Source organism: Streptomyces coerulescens (assembly GCF_042657965.1).
GTDB lineage: Bacteria > Actinomycetota > Actinomycetes > Streptomycetales > Streptomycetaceae > Streptomyces > Streptomyces coerulescens.
Genome location: NZ_JBHSKM010000004.1, coordinates 58,983 through 77,849 on the forward strand (window position 1 = coordinate 58,983; position 18,867 = coordinate 77,849).

The window sequence follows — 18,867 nt, forward strand, 5'->3', positions numbered from 1 at the left end:
ACGTGACAGCCGTCACGATCCGGCATCGAAGGGGGACGTTCACGAAAAGTTACGGGAAAGATCCCCGATCAGCCGCGGATAGCTATTGCGCTGGGACACGCGGAGAGATTTAGTCGGGCTTCACATTGCATTGCCGGGCACTGTACAAATGAATTGGCAAAAGCCGAGACTCGGCACGTCGTAGCAGCTGAGCTGTATGAGGTGCCGCCTGAAGGGACCGATATTCGTGGCGCAGAAGGTCGTGGTCACTCTCTTTGACGACATCGACGGCTCGGAAGCGGCGGAAACGATCGCCTTCGGACTCGACGGCAAGTCGTACGAGATCGACCTGAATGAAGCCAATGCCAAGAAACTGCGTAAGGCGCTCGCGCCCTACGTGGAAGCCGGCCGCAAGCGGTCGAAGTCCGGCAAGGCGTACAAGCAGACCGAGGTCGCCCCGGACCCGGCGGCCGTCCGGGCCTGGGCACAGGCCAACAAGATGGAGGTGCCGGCCCGCGGCCGCATTCCCAAGAAGGTCTACGAGGCGTTCGCCTCCGCACAGTGAGGCACCCGGGGCACGTGCCCTCAGGCTCCGTCAGCGGGCTCTGAGGGCAGCCGACTTGGGCCGGTGCGACAACCGACTTGCGCTACCCCCCCGCTGATCAGCTAATGTCTGGAGCACGCCGCCGGGCGGGACCGAAAAAGTCCAGCTCGCCGAGCATGCGGGTGTAGTTCAGTAGTAGAACATCCCCCTTCCAGGGGGAAGGCGCAGTGTGCAATTCCTGTCACCCGCTCTGCACCGCCGGTCCGATCCATCCTGTGGATCAGGTAGGCTGGTGCTCGCACCGATCGGTGAGAGCCGGTCGGGAGCAATGCGGACGTAGCTCAGTTGGTAGAGCGCAACCTTGCCAAGGTTGAGGTCGCGAGTTCGAGCCTCGTCGTCCGCTCTTGAGAGAAGCCCCGGTTCAATGAACCGGGGCTTTTTCTGTGCCCTGGCCGTTCGCCTGACATTTGTCATGCCGAGTGGTGACAGCGCGCACTGCTGCCGGGTTCCGGCGGCGGGGACGCTGATGACATGGACATCAACGAACACGAACACGTGATTGAGGTCACCGACCTACGACGTGTCTACGGGGGCGGGTTCGAGGCGGTGCGCGGCATCACCTTCTCCGTGGACCGCGGAGAGGTCTTCGCGCTGCTCGGCACCAATGGCGCCGGCAAGACGTCGACCGTCGAACTGCTCGAGGGGCTCGCCGAGCCCGCCGGAGGGCAGGTGCGGGTGCTGGGGCACGACCCCTACGCCGAGCGGGCCGTCGTACGGCCGCGTACCGGAGTGATGTTGCAGGAGGGCGGCTTCCCGTCCGAGCTGACCGTCGCCGAGACCGCGCGGATGTGGGCGGGGTGCGTGAGCGGGGCACGGTCGCCGCTGGAGGTGCTGGACCTCGTCGGGCTGGCCGGGAAGACCGGCGTACGGGTCAAGCAGCTCTCCGGCGGTGAGCGGCGGCGGCTGGACCTGGCGCTGGCGCTGCTCGGGGATCCCGAAGTCCTGTTCCTCGACGAGCCGACGACCGGGCTCGACGCCGAAGGGCGCCGCGACACCTGGGAGTTGGTGCGGGCCCTGCGCGACAACGGCACGACCGTGCTGCTGACCACGCACTACCTGGAGGAGGCCGAGGGCCTCGCCGACCGGCTCGCGATCCTGCACCAGGGGCGGATCGCGGCGGCCGGTACACCCGCCGAGGTGACCGCGGCCCAGCCGTCGCGGATCACCTTCGAGCTGCCCGACGGCTATTTCCTGGGGGACCTGCCGCCGCTCGGCGAGCTGGGCGTGAGCGGGCACGAGGTCGAGGGACGGGTCGTACGGCTGCGCACCCACCGGCTCCAGTGGGCGGCGACCCGGCTGCTGGTGTGGGCCGAGCAGGCCGGAGTGGAGCTGCGGCGGCTGGATGTGCGGTCGGCGTCGCTGGAGGAGGCGTTCCTCGGCATCGCGCGGGAGGCGGCGGAGGCCGCCGGGACGAAGGAGTACGCGGCATGAGTACGGCCATCACGACCCCGGTGGGGCGCATGACGTCATTGGCCCGGGCCGAGCTGACCCTGCTCGGACGCAGCAGGGGCACCCTCTTCGCGGCGCTGATCGTGCCGCTGATTCTGCCCCTGAGCGCACGCGAGGCGGCGAAGCAGATGGACCTGGCGGAGGTGGGCCTCACCCTCGGCACGGTGATCCTGCCCGCCTCCATCGGCTTCTCGCTGCTCTACGCGGTGTACGCGACGCTCGTCAGCGTCTACACCGCCCGCCGCGAGGAACTCGTCCTCAAGCGGCTGCGCACCGGCGAGCTGCGGGACAGCGAGATCCTCGCCGGGGCCGCGCTGCCGGCCGTGGCCACGGGCCTCGCACAGAGCGTGGTGCTGGCGATCGGCTGCACCGTCCTGCTCGACGTGGGCGCGCCCCGCGCTCCCCATCTCGCCGTGCTGGGACTGCTGTTGGGGTTCCTGCTGTGCGCGGCGCTCGCCGCGGTGACCTCCTCCTTCACCCGCAGCGTCGAAAGTGCGCAGGTCACGACACTGCCGGTCGTGTTCCTCTCCATGATCTTCTCCGGGATGTTCGTGCCCCTGGAGATCCTTCCCGACCGGGTGGCGTCGGTGTGCGAACTGCTGCCGCTGACCCCGGTGATCACCCTGGTGCGCGGCGGCTGGACCGGTGAGCTGCCGGTGTCCGAGACGCTGGGCGCGGTACTGGTCGCGCTGGTCTGGACGGTCGCGGGCGTGTTTGCTGTACGGCGACGGTTCCGCTGGGAACCTCGGCGTTGACCTAGGAAAGAGCAGCGGATGCGCGGGCCGGGAACGTGGTGGCGGGGCAAGAGCACCCCGGCGAAGGTGGAGACGTACACGCGGGGTTCGTTCCACTTCTTCGCGGTGATGGAGGTCGCCGTGGCCGGGGTCCCGGTCATCGGCCAGATCGGGGGCGGGCCGGGTGCCGTGCTGTTGCCCCTGGTGTGCATCCACGCGGCGAGCTGCGCCCTGACGGTGTCACGGGCGGTGAACTGGGTGTGCGGGCGGCAGGAACAGCCCGTACGGACGATGTGGACGCTCGGCGTCGTCACCGCGGTGGTCGCCGTCGCGGCTCTCGCCTTCGCCCTGTACGGCCCGGGCGATGAGGACGCCGAGTCCGCGGCGGGCAGCGTCATCGGCGTCGTGCTCGTCTTCGGGGTGGGCATCATCGCGCTCGGCCTGGACAGCCGGAGGCATGTGTACACCATGCTGGCGGGCTTCGCCGGCGGTGCGGGAATCGTCGCGGTCCTGACCGGCATGCCCGTTCTCGGCGCGCTGGTCATCGCGCTGCTCGTGCTGGTCAGCTGCGGATTCCTCACCTTCACGGCCGTCTTCTCCGTCTGGCTGCTGAAGTCCGTCTACGAACTCGACGAGGCCCGCGAGACCCGCGCCCGGCTCGCCGTCGCCGAGGAGCGGCTGCGGTTCGGGCGGGATCTGCACGACGTCATGGGGCGCAACCTCGCGGTCATCGCCCTCAAGAGCGAGCTCGCCGTGCAGCTGGCGCGGCGCGGACGGCCCGAGGCCGTGGAGCAGATGATCGAGGTGCAGCGGATCGCGCAGGAGTCGCAGCGCGAGGTGCGGGACGTCGTACGCGGGTACCGGGAGGCAGATCTGGAGGTCGAACTCGTCGGTGCGCAGGGCGTGCTGACGGCGGCCGGGATCGCGTGCGAGGTGACCGGGGAGGCGGCCGGGCTGCCCGTCGAGGTGCAGTCGGCGCTGGCCTGGGTGGTGCGGGAGGCGACCACGAATGTACTGCGGCACGGGAACGCCGAGCGGTGTGCGGTGAATGTAGGGGTGCGTGAGGGACGTGTGGTGCTGAAGGTGGAGAACGACGGAGCTGCCGGAGCCTCCGACGGGGGTGGAGGCTCCGGCCTCGCCGGGCTGCGCGAGCGGCTGGCCGCGGTGGACGGCACGCTGGAGGCCGGCCGGGTCGGCGACGGGGTGTTCCGGCTGGTGGCCGAGGTGCCGTTGACGGGTGCGGGTGTGCGGGAGGTCACCGTATGACCGGGTCGGTGCGGCTGCTGCTGGCCGACGACGAGCATCTGATCCGGGGCGCGCTCGCCACGCTGCTCTCCCTGGAGGACGACCTCGTGATCGTCGCCGAGGCGGCCACCGGGCCCGAGGCGCTGGCGATGGCCCGCGCGCACCGGCCCGACGTCGCCGTACTGGATCTTCAGATGCCGGGCGCGGACGGTGTGAAGGTCGCCACATCCCTGCGTGCCGAACTTCCCGGCTGCCGGGTGCTGATCGTGACCAGTCACGGGCGGCCCGGGCATCTGAAGCGGGCCCTCGCGGCGGGGGTGCGCGGGTTCGTCCCGAAGACCGTCAGCGCGCAGCGGCTCGCCGAGATCATCCGCACCGTGCACGCAGGTAACCGTTACGTCGACCCGGAGTTGGCCGCCGACGCCATCGCCGCCGGGGACTCTCCGCTGACCGCGCGGGAGGCGGAGGTACTGGAACTCGCCGCCGACGGGGCGCCTGTCGCGGAGATCGCGGAGCGGGCCGCGCTGTCTCAGGGGACCGTACGGAACTATCTGTCGTCCGCCGCCTCGAAACTCGGCGCGGAGAACCGGCACGCGGCGGTGCGTCTCGCGCGGGAGCGAGGTTGGGTATAGTGGGTCCCGCGCCACGGCGCATGCGAACGTAGCTCAGTTGGTAGAGCGCAACCTTGCCAAGGTTGAGGTCGCGAGTTCGAACCTCGTCGTTCGCTCCAGATCAAAGGCCCCGGTCATCGACCGGGGCCTTTGTCATGGGCTCAGCTCCAGCTCGTGCCCGTCAGGCGCTCGTACGCCTCCACGTACTTCGCGCGGGTCGCGTCCACGACCTCCGGCGGCAGCGGCGGCGGGGGCTGCTCGCTCTTGCGGTCCCAGCCCGAGGCCGGTGAGGTCAGCCAGTCGCGGACGAACTGCTTGTCGTACGACGGCTGCGCCCGGCCCGGCTCCCACTGGTCGGCCGGCCAGAAGCGGGAGGAGTCCGGGGTGAGCACCTCGTCGGCGAGGACCAGCGTCTCCCCCTCGAAGCCGAACTCGAACTTGGTGTCGGCGAGGATGATGCCCCGCTCGCGGGCGATGTCCCGGCCGCGGGAGTAGACGGCGAGGGTCGCCTGGCGCAGCCGGGCCGCGGTGTCGGCGCCGACCTGGCGGGCGACCTCCTCGTAGGAGACGTTCTCGTCGTGCTCGCCGACCGCGGCCTTGGTGGCCGGGGTGAAGATCGGGGCGGGCAGCTCGCTGCCGTCGACCAGGCCCTCCGGGAGGGCGAGGCCACAGACGGTGCGGGAGTCGTTGTACTCGGTGAGGCCCGAGCCGGTGAGGTAGCCGCGGGCCACGGCCTCCACCGGGATCATCTTCAGCGACTTGCACACCAGGGTGCGGCCCGCCCAGTCGGCGGGGGCGCCGGCCGGCACGTCGGTGCTCAGCACATGGTTGGGGACCAGGTCGGCGAGCTGGTCGAACCACCACAGCGAGAGCTGGGTGAGGACGCGGCCCTTCTCGGGGATCTCGGTCGGCAGCACCCAGTCGTAGGCGGACATGCGGTCGCTGGCGACCATCACGAGGTCGCCGGCCTCGTTCTGGTACAGGTCCCGCACCTTGCCGGTGTGCAGGTGCACCAGGCCCGGAACCTCGATCGGCTCGGGCTTTTCTACGAATCCGGACACGGTTCCTCCCCGTGGTTCTGTCCAACGGGTCGATTGTCCCGTATGAGGGCTCTGACCTTGGACTGGGGGTGTGCTGGGCGTGCGCTGGGGGTGCGCTGGGGTTCTGCTCGGGGTTTCGCTGGGGTTGCCCTGGTTGAGCTCAGTCACGTTTGCAGATGCGGTCCAGGAGGTTGGCCGTGGCGCGCTGGACACGGGCGTCGACATGGCCCGGGCGGTCCAGCGCCGGGGACCAGGCGAAGGTTCCGGAGGCGAAGACCAGGGCGCCGGAGGGGGCGCGGTACAGGGACGTCTCCTGGTGACGCAGGGCGCCTTCGCGGTCGGGGTAGGGGGAGTGGGCGAGCAGGATGCGCTCCTCGTGCTCGGGCAGCGGGGCGCGCGGGAAGTAGCGGTCGGCCTCGCCCGCGACCAGGCCCTCGATCCCGTCGCCCTCATGGGCGCCGGTCGCCTCCCACAGCCAGTGGTCGGCGTTGCGGACGATCAGGGGCTGCGGCTCGGGGACCTGGCCCGCGTACTGGATGCCGATCACCTCCTGCTCGGGGCGGTCGATCTCCCGCCACAGGACCGGGCGGCCGGGGCCCTTGCGCTTGCGGCAGGTGAGCAGGCGGTCCGGCACACCTGACGGGGAGGGGGCCAACTCGACCTGCCAGTACATGGAGTTGGCGGAGAGGAAGACGAGAGAGGTGCCGTTCTCGCGGGCGAGCTCCACCGTGCGGCGCATGTTGGTCGACCAGTACTCGTCGTGGCCGGGGAAGACCAGGCCGCGGTAGCGGGTGGGGTCGATGTGGCCGCCGTGCAGGTCGCGGGCGTCGGCGTAGGCGATGTCGTAGCCGTAGCGCTCGGCCCAGCGGATGAAGTCGTAGGCGTGGCCCACGTGCATGGGCAGGCCCGCGCCGGCGTACGGGCGGTCGAAGGAGACGGTGGTGGCGGCGTCGGCCTCGCCGAGCAGCCGGCCCTCCTCGTCCCAGGCGTGGTAGAGGCTGGCGCCGGTGCGGCCGTCCTCGGGGTAGAGGTTGTAGGCCTGCCATGTCACGTCGGGCAGCAGCAGGAGCAGATCCGCGGGGTGGTTGTCGCGGACGGTGAAGGGGATGTGGGAGCGGTAGCCGTCGACGGTGGTCAGGACGGCGACATACGCGCCGATGCTCCAGTACGAGGGGATCTGGAGCCGCCAGGACAGCCACCAGTGGTGACAGGAGACCGTGCGGTCGGCGGTGAGCGGCGCGGGCTGGACGATGCCGGACAGTCGGGGGCTGGTGGTGATCTTGGCCGCGCCGTCGCCGCCGTAGTGGCCGATGCGGTAGATGTCGACGGCGAACTCCTGGGGCGGGTCCACGGTGATGTGGAAGTCGACCGCCTCGCCGGGGGCGACCGCGCCGGTGGAGATGAAGCCCTTGATCTGCCGGTGGACGTCGTCCGCGGAGCGCGGGCCGGCGCTTCGGGGGGCCGGGACCCTGGGGGCGCCCGACGTCGGGGGGTGCGCCTGGCCGTCTACGTACCAGGGGACGACCTGGCCGGTGTCGTCGAAGTACGTGACGTTTCCGCGCAGCCACGGGACGGGGCCCTGGCCGAAGGGGTCCGTCACGGCGTGTGCGAGTGCTCCCGACTCCCAGCGGCGGATCTGCTCCGACCCCATGGCGTACCCCTCCCTCGTTCCCCCGTGGTGGTGCGTCCGGCGTGGTGTGTGGTGTGTGCGTGGTGGTGTGTGGTGGCGTGCGTGCCCTGCGTGTGTCGGGCGTGGTGCGCGTGTCTGGCGTGGTGCGCGTGCTTGGCGTGGTGCGCGTGCTTGGGGTTTCGGTCCTATGGCGTGAGCTTTCGTGACAGCTGTCGTATGTCGTAAGCCCTTGCCATATGCGCTATCGGTCCCAGCACATCACATTGCGCACGCATCCTGTCACTATTCGTTGCGAATTGGCCGAAAGTGGAACCGGGGGCTCCGGCCGCGTACGGCGTCCACAGCCGTCTGGCCTGGGCTTGTACGGCCCGTCAGGCCTGGGCGGGTGCGGCCCGTCAGACCAGGCGCACCGGCTTCTCGGGGCGTATCCCCGACTCCACGAGCCAGGCGCGCAGAGGTCCCGGGTCGCCCTCCTCGATGAGGCTGAGGACGCGGGGGGTCAGATCGGCGGCCCGTGCGCCGTTGATCAGGAGAGTGGGGCCGTCCAGCCAGTCCAGGCCGGGGGTCGCGCCCGCGGTGTCCATCGCGGCACAGCAGACCATCGCCGTCACATGGTCGGTGAGCAACTCGCGTGAGGTGCGCGGCGGCTGGAGCGGGAACAGGGGGAGCGCGCCTATGTCCAGGAGGGTGGTGCCGGGCGCGGGGGGCGTCGAGGGCTCCGCGGGGGTCGCGGCCTCCTCTCGGGCTATCTCCGCGGTCAGGCCGGCGGCGAGGGCGGAACTGCGCTCGGTTTCCTGATCGACGTCGCCGGGAGCCTCTGGGGTCTCGGGTGCCTCCGGGGTCGTGTGTGCTTCTGGGGTCGCGTGTGTCTCTGGGGTCGCGTGTGTCTCTGAGGTCGCGTGTGTCTCTGAGGTCGCGTGTGCCTCTGAGGTCGCGTGTGCCTCTGAGGTCGCGTGTGCCTCTGAGGTCGCGTGTGCCTCTGAGGTCTCGGGTGCCTCGGGCGTGTTGGGGGCGTCGGGGAGCTTCCGCGCGTGGGGGGCCTCGGCGCTCTCGGCGGCCCTGGTGCTCCCGGCAGCCTCGGTGTTCTCGGCGGCCGTGGTGTTCTCGTTGCTCCCGGCGGCCTCGGTGTTCTCGGCGGTCTCGGGCGCGTTGGGGAGCCGTGTGGGGTGGATGCCGTTCGTGGTGGGTGGGGCGAACGCTTGCTCGTCGGCGGGCCGGGTGGCCGTGCCGTCCGGGGGTGTCGACAGGTGGTCCAGGATGCGGGCCAGGGTCGGGCCTTCGGCCTCCGGGGACGTGTCGTGGGTGGTGCGGCGGACGCCCAGGGCGTCGAGGACGCGGTGGAGGCGCGCCGCGTCGGTGCGCCACTTGCGGTCGACGACCTCCTCCGGATACGCCTGCCAGTCGACCGGGGACCAGTCCGGGCCCGGTTCGGCGGGGCCGCCGTGGAAGAGGCGGGCGGCCAGGAGCGAGGCGGCCTCGTCGATCAGGCCGGGCTCTTCGAGCAGGTCACAGGCGGGGCGCTCGCCCAGCCGGGAGGCGAAACCCTCGGCCAGCCGGTCCCGGCGGGACAGTTCGGTCAGCGCGGAGACGACGCCCGCGTCCAGCCGGGAGGGCCAGCGGCCCATCCGCCAGGCGGGCAGCGCGACCCGGGTGAGCAGCCGGTCCCAGCCCGCGTACGCCAGCCCGACCTGTTCCTGGGCGACGATCCGCAGTCCGTAATCCACAGCTTGTGCACGCTCGGCGGCCGCCGCGGCCACACCCCGCTCCATCTCGGCGGCATGCTCCCGGCAACTGCGCAGCAGCAGCCGTGCGATCCAGCCGATCCCCGCGCACACCGCCCGCGTGCCCGGGCAGCGCCCGCGCGTCGAGGCCACGGCCACGGCGGCGTCCAGACCCCGGACGAAGCGCCGGGCCTGCGCTATGTCCGGGTGCGCCGAGGGTCCCGTACCGGCGACGACCGGGGCGAGCACCGCGCGCAGTTCACCCACGCGCATCCACCACAGGAACGGGGAGCCGATGACGAGGACGGGGGCGGCGGGCGTACGGCGATGGGGGCCGTGCGCGCTTCCGCCGTGCAGGCCGTTGAGCCCGTCGTCCGCACGGTGCTCTGCCGGGGGCGGGCCGTGCGCCGGGTGGGTGCGGTCCTCCAGCCAGCTGTCGCAGTCCGGGGTGAGCGCTATGGCGGACGGGGCGGGGACGTCGAGGCGGTCGGCGAGGTCGCGCACCAGCCGGTAGAGGTCCGGGGCCTGTTCCTCGGCGATCGGGACCGTGGGGGTGACGGCGGGTTGGGCGCGGGCGACGACCAGTGCGACGACCGCTGCGGCGAGGAGGACGAGGACGGCGAACGGGGTGAGCACCCAGCGGGCGGTGTGCCAGCCGGGGCCGACGAGGTGGCCGGTCGACGGGCCGGCGAGCAGCACCACGGCGAACGCCGCGGGCAGCAGGGCGACGGCCAGCGCGCGGCTGCGGATGCGCAGCACCGCGAGGGCCCTGGCGCGCGCGGCCTGCGCACCCGCCTCCACACCCATACCGGTCACGCCGGACCTCACCCCCTCCGCGGTGCCCTGGCTGTCCGTACTGTCCTGGCTTTGCTCACTCCCCCACTGTGGCACCCACCACTGACATCGCAATGCCGGTGGGCCAAGTGCCGGAACGCTTGCGCCGCACCCTAGTTGGGGCGTCGACCCACGTCAGCCGGATGGGGCATCGGTCACTCGATGGAATGGCTTTGGGGAGAGGTGGATGACGGAAAGCGAGGATCAGGCCCCTGATCCTGACCAAAGTCCAGTCGCCGGTCTTCCGGACCGAGGCGCTCCGTGCTTGAGGCTTCGGGCTTCGGGCTTCGGGCTTCGGGCTTCGGGCTTCGGGCTTCGGGCTTCGGGCTTCGGGCTTCGAAAAGGGTCAGGCCCCGATTCCTGAGACGGGATCGGGGCCTGTCCGGTTTACCGGGAGTGCGGGTTTATTCGCCCGCCGCCTTCGCCGCGATGTCCGTGCGGTGCTGGGAGCCGTCGAGCTTGATGCGGGCTACCGCCTTGTACGCGCGGTCGCGGGCCTTGGTGAGGTCCTTGCCCGTGGCCGTCACCGACAGGACGCGGCCGCCGGCGCTGACGATCGCGTCACCGTCCTGCTTGGTGCCGGCGTGCAGGACGTAGGCGTGCGGGGCGTCCTCGGCGGCCACCTCGTCGAGGCCGGTGATCGGGTCGCCGGTGCGCGGGGTGCCGGGGTAGTTGTGCGAGGCGACGACGACGGTGACCGCGGCGTCCTCGCTCCAGCGCAGCGGCTCCAGGTCGGCCAGGTCACCCTTGGCCGCGGCCAGCAGGACACCGGCCAGCGGGGTCTTCAGCCGGGCCAGGACGACCTGCGTCTCGGGGTCGCCGAAGCGGGCGTTGAACTCGATGACCCGTACCCCCCGCGAGGTGATCGCGAGACCGGCGTAGAGCAGCCCGGAGAACGGGGTGCCGCGGCGGCGCATCTCGTCGACGGTCGGCTGGAGGACCGTCTCCAGGACCTCCCCGACGAGCTTCGGGTCGGCCCACGGGAGCGGCGAGTACGCGCCCATGCCACCGGTGTTGGGGCCCTCGTCGCCGTCGAGCGCCCGCTTGAAGTCCTGGGCGGGCTGGAGCGGGAGCACCGTCTCGCCGTCGGTGATGGCGAAGAGGGAGACCTCGGGGCCGTCGAGGTACTCCTCGATGACGACGCGCTCGCAGGAGGTGGCGTGTTCCCTGGCCACGTCGATGTCGGCGGTGACGACGACGCCCTTGCCGGCGGCGAGCCCGTCGTCCTTGACCACGTACGGGGCGCCGAAGGCGTCGAGGGCCTCGTCGATCTCGGCGGGCGTGGTGCAGACGTAGGAGCGGGCCGTCGGGACGCCGGCTCCCGCCATCACGTCCTTCGCGAACGCCTTGGAGCCCTCGATCTGCGCGGCTTCCCCGGAGGGGCCGAAGACCGGGATGCCCGCCTCGCGCACGGCGTCGGCGACCCCGGCGACCAGGGGTGCCTCCGGGCCTACGACCACGAGGTCGGCGCCGAGCCGTTCGGCGAGCGCGGTTACGGCCGCGCCGTCCAGGGCGTCGACCTGGTGCAGCTCGGCGACCTCGGCGATACCGGCGTTGCCGGGGGCGCAGTGCAGCGCGGTGACGTCGGGGTCGAGGGACAGGGAGCGGCACAGGGCGTGTTCGCGGGCGCCGCTACCGATGACGAGGACCTTCACGGGGGTCAGCCTAACGGGGTTCTTGTGCGGGCATCTGAAGGGGCCGTCCTGGCCGGGCTGGACGTTCCTCCAAAGGCCGCCCCGGCGATCGTCGTTGCCGTTCATCGGGGGCTGCCGCGCCCGGCTCCCGCTGCGGGCCTGAACGGGCCTTGCCCGGACCGCCGCTGCGGCCCTGAACGGGCCTCGCCCCTCTCGCCCCTCAAACGCCGGACGGGCCGAAGTACGGCTCAGGTGCGGTTGTGCCGGTGTTTGTGCCGGTGGCTGTGCCAGTCACTCGTTCATGAACTCCTCCACCACCGTCGCCCCGAGCTCCCGCACGATCAGGTCGTGGCCGGAGAGCGCCGACTCGTTGAGGTCCGGGTCGTCGTCCTCGGGGATGTCGTCCTCGGGGGCGACCGGGGGCGGCGGCTCGGGAGCGGACGGTCTGGGCTGCTGAGGAGCCGGGGCCGGAGCGGCGGAGGACGCCGAGGGGGCTGACGGAGGCGGGGTGGGGGTCGAGGGCGTCGGCTGGGGAGCGGGCGGGCGCGGGGCGCTCGTACCGGCGCCGTGTCCGCCGCCGTACCCGCCGCTGTTGCCGCCACCGCCGTAGCCACCGGCGCCGCCGGTCGGTGGGGGAGCCGAGCCGCCGCCCGACGGGTCGATGATCGCCTCGATCTTCCACTGGACGTTGAACTGCTCGGCCAGCGCCTGCTTCAGCACGTCCTCGCTGCCGCTGCTCGCGAAGTTGTCGCGCGCTCCGGCGTTGACGAAGCCGAGCTGGAGGGTGGTGCCGTCGAAGCCTGTCACCTGGGCGTTCTGGCTGAGCAGGATCCAGGTGAAGCGGCGGCGGTTCTTGACCGCCTCCAGGATGTTCGGCCAGAGCATGCGGGGGTCGAGGCCGCCGCTCGGCGGGGCGTAGGTGGGTGCCGCGCCCGCGGCCGGGGCGGGTGCGGGGGCCGCCGACGGTGGGGTGGGCGCTGGGGTGCTGCCCGGCCCGGCCGGGGGCGGGGTCGACTGGGCGCCGCCGCCTGCCGGGGCTGCCGTGGGCCAGCCGCCGGGGCGACGTCCACCGCCTGCGGGGGCGGCGGTGGGCCAAGCGCCGGGGGCGGAGGCAGGGGCAGGGGTAGGGGCGGCCGGTGGTGTCTGAGGGGGTTCGGCCGGCGCGGGCGACGGCGGGGTGGCTGGGGCTTGGGGCTGAGCCGGGGCCTGTGGTTGAACCGGGGCTTGAGGTTGAGTCGGGGCCTGCTGCATGGGTGGGCCCTGCTGTCCTGCCGGAGCCGGGCCGGGACCGGGACCGGTGCCTGGGCCGGGGCCTGGGGCGGACGGGCCCGAAGCGCGTACGGCTGCGCGGGCAGCGGCGGGACCGCCGCCCGGGGCGACCGGCGGGGCCTGTGGAGCAGCAGCGGGGGCGGCAGCGGGCGGCGCGCCATGTGCCTCGGGACCGGGGGCGTACCCCAGCGCGGGCATCCCGCCGCCCCCGGAGAAGTTCACGCCCCGCTCCAGACGGTCGAGGCGGGCCATGACCGAACGCTCGTCGCCGTACGCGGCCGGCAGGAGCACGCGCGCACAGATCAGTTCGAGTTGGAGACGGGGCGAGGTGGCGCCGCGCATCTCGGTCAGCCCCTCGTTGACGAGGTCGGCGGCGCGGCTGAGCTCGGCCGCGCCGAAGGTGCCGGCCTGGGCCCGCATGCGCTCCAGGACGTCGGCGGGGGCGTCGAAGAGGCCCTTCTCGGTGGCGTCCGGCACGGCGGCCAGGATCACCAGGTCCCGCAGCCGCTCCAGCAGGTCGGCGACGAAGCGGCGGGGGTCGTTGCCGCCCTCGATGATCCGGTCCACGACCTCGAAGGCGGCGGCGCCGTCACCGGTCGCGAAGGCCTCCACGACGGAGTCGAGGAGCGAGCCGTCGGTGTAGCCGAGGAGAGAGGTGGCCATGGCATACGTCACACCCTCCTCCCCCGCTCCGGCGAGGAGCTGGTCCATGACGGACATGGAGTCACGCACCGAGCCGGCGCCCGCGCGCACGACGAGCGGCAGTACGCCTTCCTCGACGGCCATGTTCTCGCGGCCGCACACCTCGCCGAGGTACTCGCGCAGGGTGCCCGGCGGGACGAGCCGGAAGGGGTAGTGGTGGGTCCGCGACCGGATGGTCCCGATGACCTTCTCGGGCTCGGTGGTGGCGAAGATGAACTTCAGATGCTCCGGCGGCTCCTCGACGACCTTCAGCAGCGCGTTGAAGCCGGCCGACGTGACCATGTGGGCCTCGTCGATGATGTAGATCTTGTAGCGGCTGCTCGCGGGGCCGAAGAAGGCCTTTTCGCGCAGCTCACGGGCGTCGTCCACACCACCGTGAGACGCGGCGTCGATCTCGATGACGTCGATGGAACCCGGACCGTTGCGCGCGAGGTCTCGGCAGGACTGGCACTCCCCGCAGGGGGTCGGAGTGGGACCCTGCTCGCAGTTCAGACACCGCGCGAGGATCCGCGCGCTGGTCGTCTTGCCGCATCCGCGCGGACCGCTGAACAGGTACGCGTGATTGACCCGGTTGTTCCGCAGCGCCTGCTGCAACGGGTCGGTGACATGCTCCTGCCCGATGACCTCGGCGAACGACTCCGGGCGATAGCGGCGGTACAGCGCGAGAGACGACACGCATACGAGGTTATAGGCGCCCACTGACAACGAGGACCGCCCGGTCGCGGGGCTTGCGCCGCCGACGTCGGCGGGATCCGGGCGGCGCTGCGGGCCGGCGGGATCCGGGCCGGGCGGGATCCGGGCCGGGGCCGATAGCGCCGTGGACGACCTCGGATACGAGAAGACCCCCCACGCACCCGCCAGAGCCAACCTACCCTTGCTGCCTTCCGGCCCTGGGGGAGTTCAGTCAGATAGCGCCGCGTGAGGGGCTGAGGCCCAGCGTACCTGATCGCAGGGGGGCCGAACGAGTTCGCTAGCACCCTCCAGCGTCATGTAATGTTTCCGGCGGAGGATTCGCCTAGAGGCCTAGGGCGCACGCTTGGAAAGCGTGTTGGGGGCAACCCCTCACGAGTTCGAATCTCGTATCCTCCGCCAGTGCCTCACCGGGCACGATGTCGAAGGGCCCCACCGTTCGCGGTGGGGCCCTTCGACGTTTCTCAGACCTCGTTGTCCTGGTTTTTGTCCACAGCGGGTGTTTCCGGGGGTCCCCAGATGGCTTCGGCGATCTTCCGGGCTACGTCCTTGAGCATGGCGTCTGGCACATGCAGGTATCGCGCCCGCATGCTCGCGGAGGCGCCCGGCTCCCACCCCATGATCTGATCGATGACGCGGGCAGGGACACCGAGCAGCATGAGCACGGTGGCGGCCGTGTGCCGGGCGTCGTGCAGCCGGGCGTTCCGGACCCCCGCGTCTTCCAGTAGCCGCTTCCAGTCGTGGTAGTCCGTGTTCGGGCTCAGAGGGCCACCGATCGGCTTGGTGAACACGTAGTCCGACTCGGCCCACAGGTCGCCGGCCGTCTTGCGCTCGCGCTCTTGCGTCTCGCGGTGTGCACGGAGCATGGCGACCAGCGGGCCCGGCAGGGGTACGGCGCGTCGGCCCGCTCGGGACTTGGTGTTCTTGGTCTCGCGGCGGACCTGCACTTTGTCGGGGCAGTACCCCGCCTTCCGGCCGCACGATGTGGCTTCCGGGCACCCGTGCTCATATCTGGGGCGCAGACGGTTCCGGCGCAGCTTCAGGTACTCGTTGTCCAGGTCGACGTCAGACCAGCGCAGTCCGAGCGTCTCGCCCTGGCGCAGGCCGAGCGCCAGGGCCAGCATCCAGCGGGCACTGTTCCTGCGCTTGTTGGCTTCGAGTAGCAGGCACTGGACCTCTTCCACGGAGTAAGGCTCTACCTCGGATTCGTCCTCTTCCATCCGCGGCGGCTTCGCCAGCGCGGCGGCGTTCTTCGCCGCGTAGCCGCGCCGTACTGCCTCCCCCAGCGCGGTCCGGGCGGTGCGGTGGGCCTGGTGAGCCGTACCGGCCTTGCGCTCGCCGTTCGCCTGCATGCGGCGGTACAGGCTCTCCAGGTGTTCGGGCTGCAAGCGGTCAAGGCGGTGCTTGCCGACACCGGGCACGAGGTGCACGCGAACGGCTACCTCGTAACCGTCGTACGTGTTCTCGCTGACGGTCGGCTTGGCGATGTTCTCAACCCAGTGCTGAAGCCATTTCTCAACCGTCCACGCCTTGCCGGGCTGCTGAGCCGAACCCGCGTCGCGCTGCTTCTCCAGCTTCTTGACCTCTTCAACCAGGTCATCCCTCGTCTTGCGCGTCAGGTGTCGACGGTACGGCTCCCCGTTGTCCTTGTAGCCCATCGGCACGCGGGCGTGCCAACGGCTGTCCTTGCCGAAGTAGATCGCGGATTCGCCGTTGGCGCGGCGGGTGCGCTTCTTTTCTTCCGCCACGGGCGGACTCCTTCAGGTTGGTCTGTGGAAACAGATCGGGACGCCACCTCGTGGCGAGGCGGCGTCCCGGCGTGAGGTAATCAGGCGGCGCGCTGCTCGGCGCGGCGGCGGGCGAGGTAGGCGGCCGGAGCGTCGGCGGGGACGCGTCGGAGTCCGCCGATGGTCAGGGACTCCAGTTCTCCGGTGCGAATGAGGCCGAAACAGGTGGTGCGGCCGATACGGAGGCAGCGGGCAGCCTCTTTGACGGTCAGGAGAACGGGGGTGGGGCCGCCGACCTCAACGGGCTGGGCGGTCTCAACGCTGGCGATGCTCATGCGGAGTCTCCTCGGGGCAGTCCTTCGCGGGGGTACCTCTGAGGGCCGCTACTTCCGCTACCTCCGCTACCTCGCAGGTCAGGGGCCTGTTCGAGGTAGCGGGAAGGGGTAGCGGTAGCGGATGGGTAGCGGCGCGGTAGCGGAAACCGAGACGGTTGCCGCTACCGCGTTGTTGCTGGTCAGGCCAGGTTTTCGGTGCCCGGTAGCGGAGGTAGCGGACTTTCCGGGGGTGGGGGGCAGTAGCGGGCCCACGCGTCGTGCAGATCGGCGGCGTAGTAGCCCTTGAGGACACTCCCGGCGGCCTTGATGTTGCGGGAGGCGATGGGCTCGTTGTCGGCCGTCATGTACTCCGCGAGCATCCGGCCCAGGCGCCGGTTGTCGAGCGGCTTGCCGCCCATGTCGGCCCACGGTGCGTCGTCGAGGGCGTTGAGCCGGTCGAGGATGGCGACGGTGGGCAGGCGGTCGATGCCGACCATGACGTGGTCGCGCAGGTCGGTCAGTAGGCGGATGCCGATGCTGCCCTTGTCGTTGGCCTTGGACGCGGTCACGAGCGTCACGCACGCTTCCCGTGCCCGCTCAGGCCAGTCGCCGCCGGCTGCGTCGGCGATGGCGATCAGGGGTTCCCACACGTCCGCCGGGCGGTCGGTGACTCCGTCCGGCAGCTCGGGGAAAACGTCCGTGACCTGCTCCTGCACGGTCTCGGCCCACTTGGCGAGCCGGTCGCGGAGCTGATTGCCCTCCCGCACGTGGATGCGGATGCGGAACTGCTCGATGCGTTCGTTGCGGGCCCGGCGGCGCATCCGGATGATGACCGCGCGGGTCATGATCGTGTCGGGCAGGTTGCCGAGTCCGGCGACGGCGAGTGCGCAGTACGAGGGGAAGCCCTGTACCTGCTGGTTGGCTCCGTCTCCCACGCAGCGGTACATCTCCCGGCCGCGTGTGTGGCCGGCGTTGATGAACCCCCGGAGCTGTTCGTTCTCTCCGGCTTTCGGCCCGAAGACGGTGTCGATCTCGTCGAAAAGGATCGTGGGCCGTCCGCCGTCGATGCCGGAGACGGACCGGAACAGCGCGGCGGCGGAGGCGTCCACGGCCGCCATGGAGCGCGGCACGAGCGTCTCGACGACTTCCAGCGCACGCGACTTGCCCGACCCCGGCTCCGGCGACAGAAACGCCAGACGGGGGGTGGAGTCGAAAGCGTCGAGCAGGTGAGCGTGCGCGTCCCACAGCGTGACCGCAACGTAGGCAGCTTCGTGGGGGAAGACGTTGAAACGGCGGTGGAAGGCTTCCACCTCGTTGAGCAGCGCGGCCCCGTCGATGACCTCGGTCATGCGGCGACCCTCCCTTCCATGGAGGCAGCAGGTGTGCCGGTGCAGCCGGATGTGTGGGCGGCGTACTCGTAGACCAGCGCAGCCACGGAGTCCCGACCCCGGGCGCGGCCGGCCTGCCCACAGCGGCAGGCGTAGGCGGCGTTGGGGGTGTCTCCCTGGCGCTTGGACCAGCGGGCGCCGTCGTAGTGGTGCCGGTAGACGGGTGGGGCGTAGATGCGGATGCCGGGCTGTTCCGGGGTCGGGTCGGCGTCGGGGCGGATGTCGCTGGGCCTGAATCCCTTAGAGCGAAGGGCAGTTACGACGCCCTTGCGGGCGGCGCCTTTCGGCTCGCCCACGGCCGACATGTCCACAGGCTGTGGAGCGACCGGCGGCCCGCTGGGGGTGTGGGTGACGCTCTTCAGAGGGGGACGGGGAGGGGTGCTCATGCCGTGTCCCGCCTGCTGGTCTGGTTGTGGGCGATGGACCAGTTGAGGGCGCTGCGCAGGGTCGAGCGGCACTCGGAGGCGGACAGTCCGGCCCGCTCGCCTGCCTCCTGAAGAGCCTGCTCGACCACGTGCCGGGGGAGGTCGCCCCACGCGACGAAGCGTCCCAGGGCGCGTGCGGCGCGGAACAACTTGCCTTCCCGCTCGCCGGGTTGGGCCGTGGCCACGTTCCGAGCCTCATTGGCGAGTGCTACATCCGCATATCGCCACGATTGCCCCGCTACGGCCACTGAGGGGCCCTGAGGCGCCCTGGGGGCCGGTTGCAGGATGCTTTGCAGCCACAGGGGCAGAGGGGCCGCCACAGGACCGCTCAGGGCTTCGTAGTCTCCGGCGGGGGTGACGCTGCCCGCCGCGACGACGTATCCACCCCACGCGCGGGTGTCGATCAACTCCCCAATGGTCCGTGCTGTGTTGGTCAGCCGGAGACCGTGGGGCGCGGTGAAGTACAGGTGCGTCCCGCCGCTCGCGGTCCGCACCCGGTAGGTGTCGGGGACCGGCTGTCCGGCGCGCTCGCAGAGCGCCCCAAAGGTTGCCGCGCCGCTAGGCGCGTCCGAACTGCCTTTGTCCTTCGGCATGTCGAGGTCGACCACGAGCAGCTTCGAGGGGCCGGTGGCGATGCCGACGTTGTAGGGGGCGTGCCACCAGGTGGTGCGGATGCGCTCGGGGTCGCGGGTGGCGCGCTGCTCCCACTTCAGGTGGCCGTTCGCGCAGTCGCTGGTGTAGCGGCAGGTGGCCTCGCCGTGCAGGGCGGGCCGCTTGTCGCCGGGGCGCAGCGGGAAGACGTACCAGCCGTGTTCGGCCGCGTCTAAGGCGGCGCGGAGCATCGCGGATCGGGGGTCATGCGTCATGCTGG

The 18,867-nt window shown here is 71.2% G+C and carries 15 protein-coding genes, 4 tRNA genes and 1 other RNA gene; 9 read left to right on the plus strand and 11 right to left on the minus strand.

Going from position 1 to position 18,867, the window contains the following annotated elements; all coding sequences use genetic code 11:
- The first annotated feature begins 226 nt into the window (after positions 1-226).
- The 8 genes from ACFPQ9_RS08605 (at position 227) to ACFPQ9_RS08640 (ending at position 4,741) form a co-directional block, all read left to right on the plus strand.
- A complete protein-coding gene (locus tag ACFPQ9_RS08605; protein ID WP_030947653.1) occupies positions 227-544 on the plus strand; it encodes a histone-like nucleoid-structuring protein Lsr2 in 318 nt (105 codons plus the stop codon).
- A gap of 157 nt (positions 545-701) precedes the next feature.
- A tRNA-Gly gene (locus ACFPQ9_RS08610) sits at positions 702-773 on the plus strand.
- A gap of 80 nt (positions 774-853) precedes the next feature.
- Positions 854-926, plus strand: a tRNA-Gly gene (locus ACFPQ9_RS08615).
- A gap of 128 nt (positions 927-1,054) precedes the next feature.
- Entirely contained in the window at positions 1,055-2,014 is a 960-nt protein-coding gene (locus ACFPQ9_RS08620) for an ABC transporter ATP-binding protein (RefSeq protein WP_380849230.1), read from the plus strand.
- Positions 2,011-2,787 (plus strand): ABC transporter permease, encoded by a 777-nt coding sequence (locus tag ACFPQ9_RS08625; RefSeq protein WP_380849233.1) that lies wholly within the window; start codon positions 2,011-2,013, stop codon positions 2,785-2,787. The genes ACFPQ9_RS08620 and ACFPQ9_RS08625 overlap by 4 nt, the downstream gene beginning before the upstream one ends.
- A gap of 18 nt (positions 2,788-2,805) precedes the next feature.
- Entirely contained in the window at positions 2,806-4,032 is a 1,227-nt protein-coding gene (locus ACFPQ9_RS08630) for a sensor histidine kinase (protein ID WP_380849236.1), read from the plus strand.
- A complete protein-coding gene (locus tag ACFPQ9_RS08635) occupies positions 4,029-4,643 on the plus strand; it encodes a response regulator (RefSeq protein ID WP_380849239.1) in 615 nt (204 codons plus the stop codon). The genes ACFPQ9_RS08630 and ACFPQ9_RS08635 overlap by 4 nt, the downstream gene beginning before the upstream one ends.
- Before the next feature lie 22 nt (positions 4,644-4,665).
- A tRNA-Gly gene (locus ACFPQ9_RS08640) sits at positions 4,666-4,741 on the plus strand.
- 42 nt (positions 4,742-4,783) lie between these two features.
- Here ACFPQ9_RS08640 and ACFPQ9_RS08645 read toward each other — a convergent pair.
- The 6 genes from ACFPQ9_RS08645 to ffs all read right to left on the minus strand — a co-directional run bounded on the left by ACFPQ9_RS08645 (position 4,784) and on the right by ffs (position 14,383).
- A complete protein-coding gene (locus ACFPQ9_RS08645; RefSeq protein WP_380849242.1) occupies positions 4,784-5,683 on the minus strand; it encodes a phosphoribosylaminoimidazolesuccinocarboxamide synthase in 900 nt (299 codons plus the stop codon).
- A gap of 139 nt (positions 5,684-5,822) precedes the next feature.
- Positions 5,823-7,313, minus strand: a complete 1,491-nt coding sequence (locus tag ACFPQ9_RS08650) for a N,N-dimethylformamidase beta subunit family domain-containing protein (protein ID WP_380849245.1) — start codon at positions 7,311-7,313, stop codon at positions 5,823-5,825.
- A 374-nt stretch (positions 7,314-7,687) separates the two neighbouring features.
- The gene (locus tag ACFPQ9_RS08655) at positions 7,688-9,829 is read right to left on the minus strand and encodes a hypothetical protein (protein ID WP_380849248.1); all 2,142 of its coding nucleotides are present in this window, start codon (positions 9,827-9,829) and stop codon (positions 7,688-7,690) included.
- A 422-nt stretch (positions 9,830-10,251) separates the two neighbouring features.
- Positions 10,252-11,502 carry a phosphoribosylamine--glycine ligase gene (purD, locus tag ACFPQ9_RS08660; protein WP_380849251.1) on the minus strand — a complete coding sequence of 417 codons (1,251 nt, stop codon included), beginning with the start codon at positions 11,500-11,502 and terminating at the stop codon, positions 10,252-10,254.
- A 270-nt stretch (positions 11,503-11,772) separates the two neighbouring features.
- On the minus strand, positions 11,773-14,127 hold the full coding sequence (locus tag ACFPQ9_RS08665) for a DNA polymerase III subunit gamma and tau (protein ID WP_380849254.1): 2,355 nt from the start codon (positions 14,125-14,127) through the stop codon (positions 11,773-11,775).
- Positions 14,128-14,286: 159 nt separating this feature from the next.
- Positions 14,287-14,383: signal recognition particle sRNA small type (gene ffs / locus ACFPQ9_RS08670), an RNA gene on the minus strand.
- A 73-nt stretch (positions 14,384-14,456) separates the two neighbouring features.
- On the opposite strand from ffs, the gene ACFPQ9_RS08675 reads away from it, so the two are divergent.
- A tRNA-Ser gene (locus tag ACFPQ9_RS08675) sits at positions 14,457-14,544 on the plus strand.
- Positions 14,545-14,606: 62 nt separating this feature from the next.
- Here the strand turns inward: ACFPQ9_RS08675 and ACFPQ9_RS08680 are convergent.
- From ACFPQ9_RS08680 to ACFPQ9_RS08700, 5 genes are all read right to left on the minus strand, one after another.
- Positions 14,607-15,890 carry a tyrosine-type recombinase/integrase gene (locus ACFPQ9_RS08680; RefSeq protein WP_380849257.1) on the minus strand — a complete coding sequence of 428 codons (1,284 nt, stop codon included), beginning with the start codon at positions 15,888-15,890 and terminating at the stop codon, positions 14,607-14,609.
- An 80-nt stretch (positions 15,891-15,970) separates the two neighbouring features.
- A complete protein-coding gene (locus tag ACFPQ9_RS08685; protein WP_380849260.1) occupies positions 15,971-16,204 on the minus strand; it encodes a helix-turn-helix domain-containing protein in 234 nt (77 codons plus the stop codon).
- Between the two features lie 179 nt (positions 16,205-16,383).
- Positions 16,384-17,532, minus strand: coding sequence for a DUF3631 domain-containing protein (locus ACFPQ9_RS08690; protein ID WP_380849263.1), 1,149 nt, complete (start codon positions 17,530-17,532; stop codon positions 16,384-16,386).
- Entirely contained in the window at positions 17,529-17,957 is a 429-nt protein-coding gene (locus tag ACFPQ9_RS08695) for a hypothetical protein (protein ID WP_380849266.1), read from the minus strand. The genes ACFPQ9_RS08690 and ACFPQ9_RS08695 overlap by 4 nt, the downstream gene beginning before the upstream one ends.
- The gene (locus ACFPQ9_RS08700) at positions 17,954-18,862 is read right to left on the minus strand and encodes a bifunctional DNA primase/polymerase (protein ID WP_380849269.1); all 909 of its coding nucleotides are present in this window, start codon (positions 18,860-18,862) and stop codon (positions 17,954-17,956) included. Before ACFPQ9_RS08700 ends, ACFPQ9_RS08695 begins: the two co-directional genes overlap by 4 nt.
- Between the last annotated feature and the right edge of the window lie 5 nt (positions 18,863-18,867).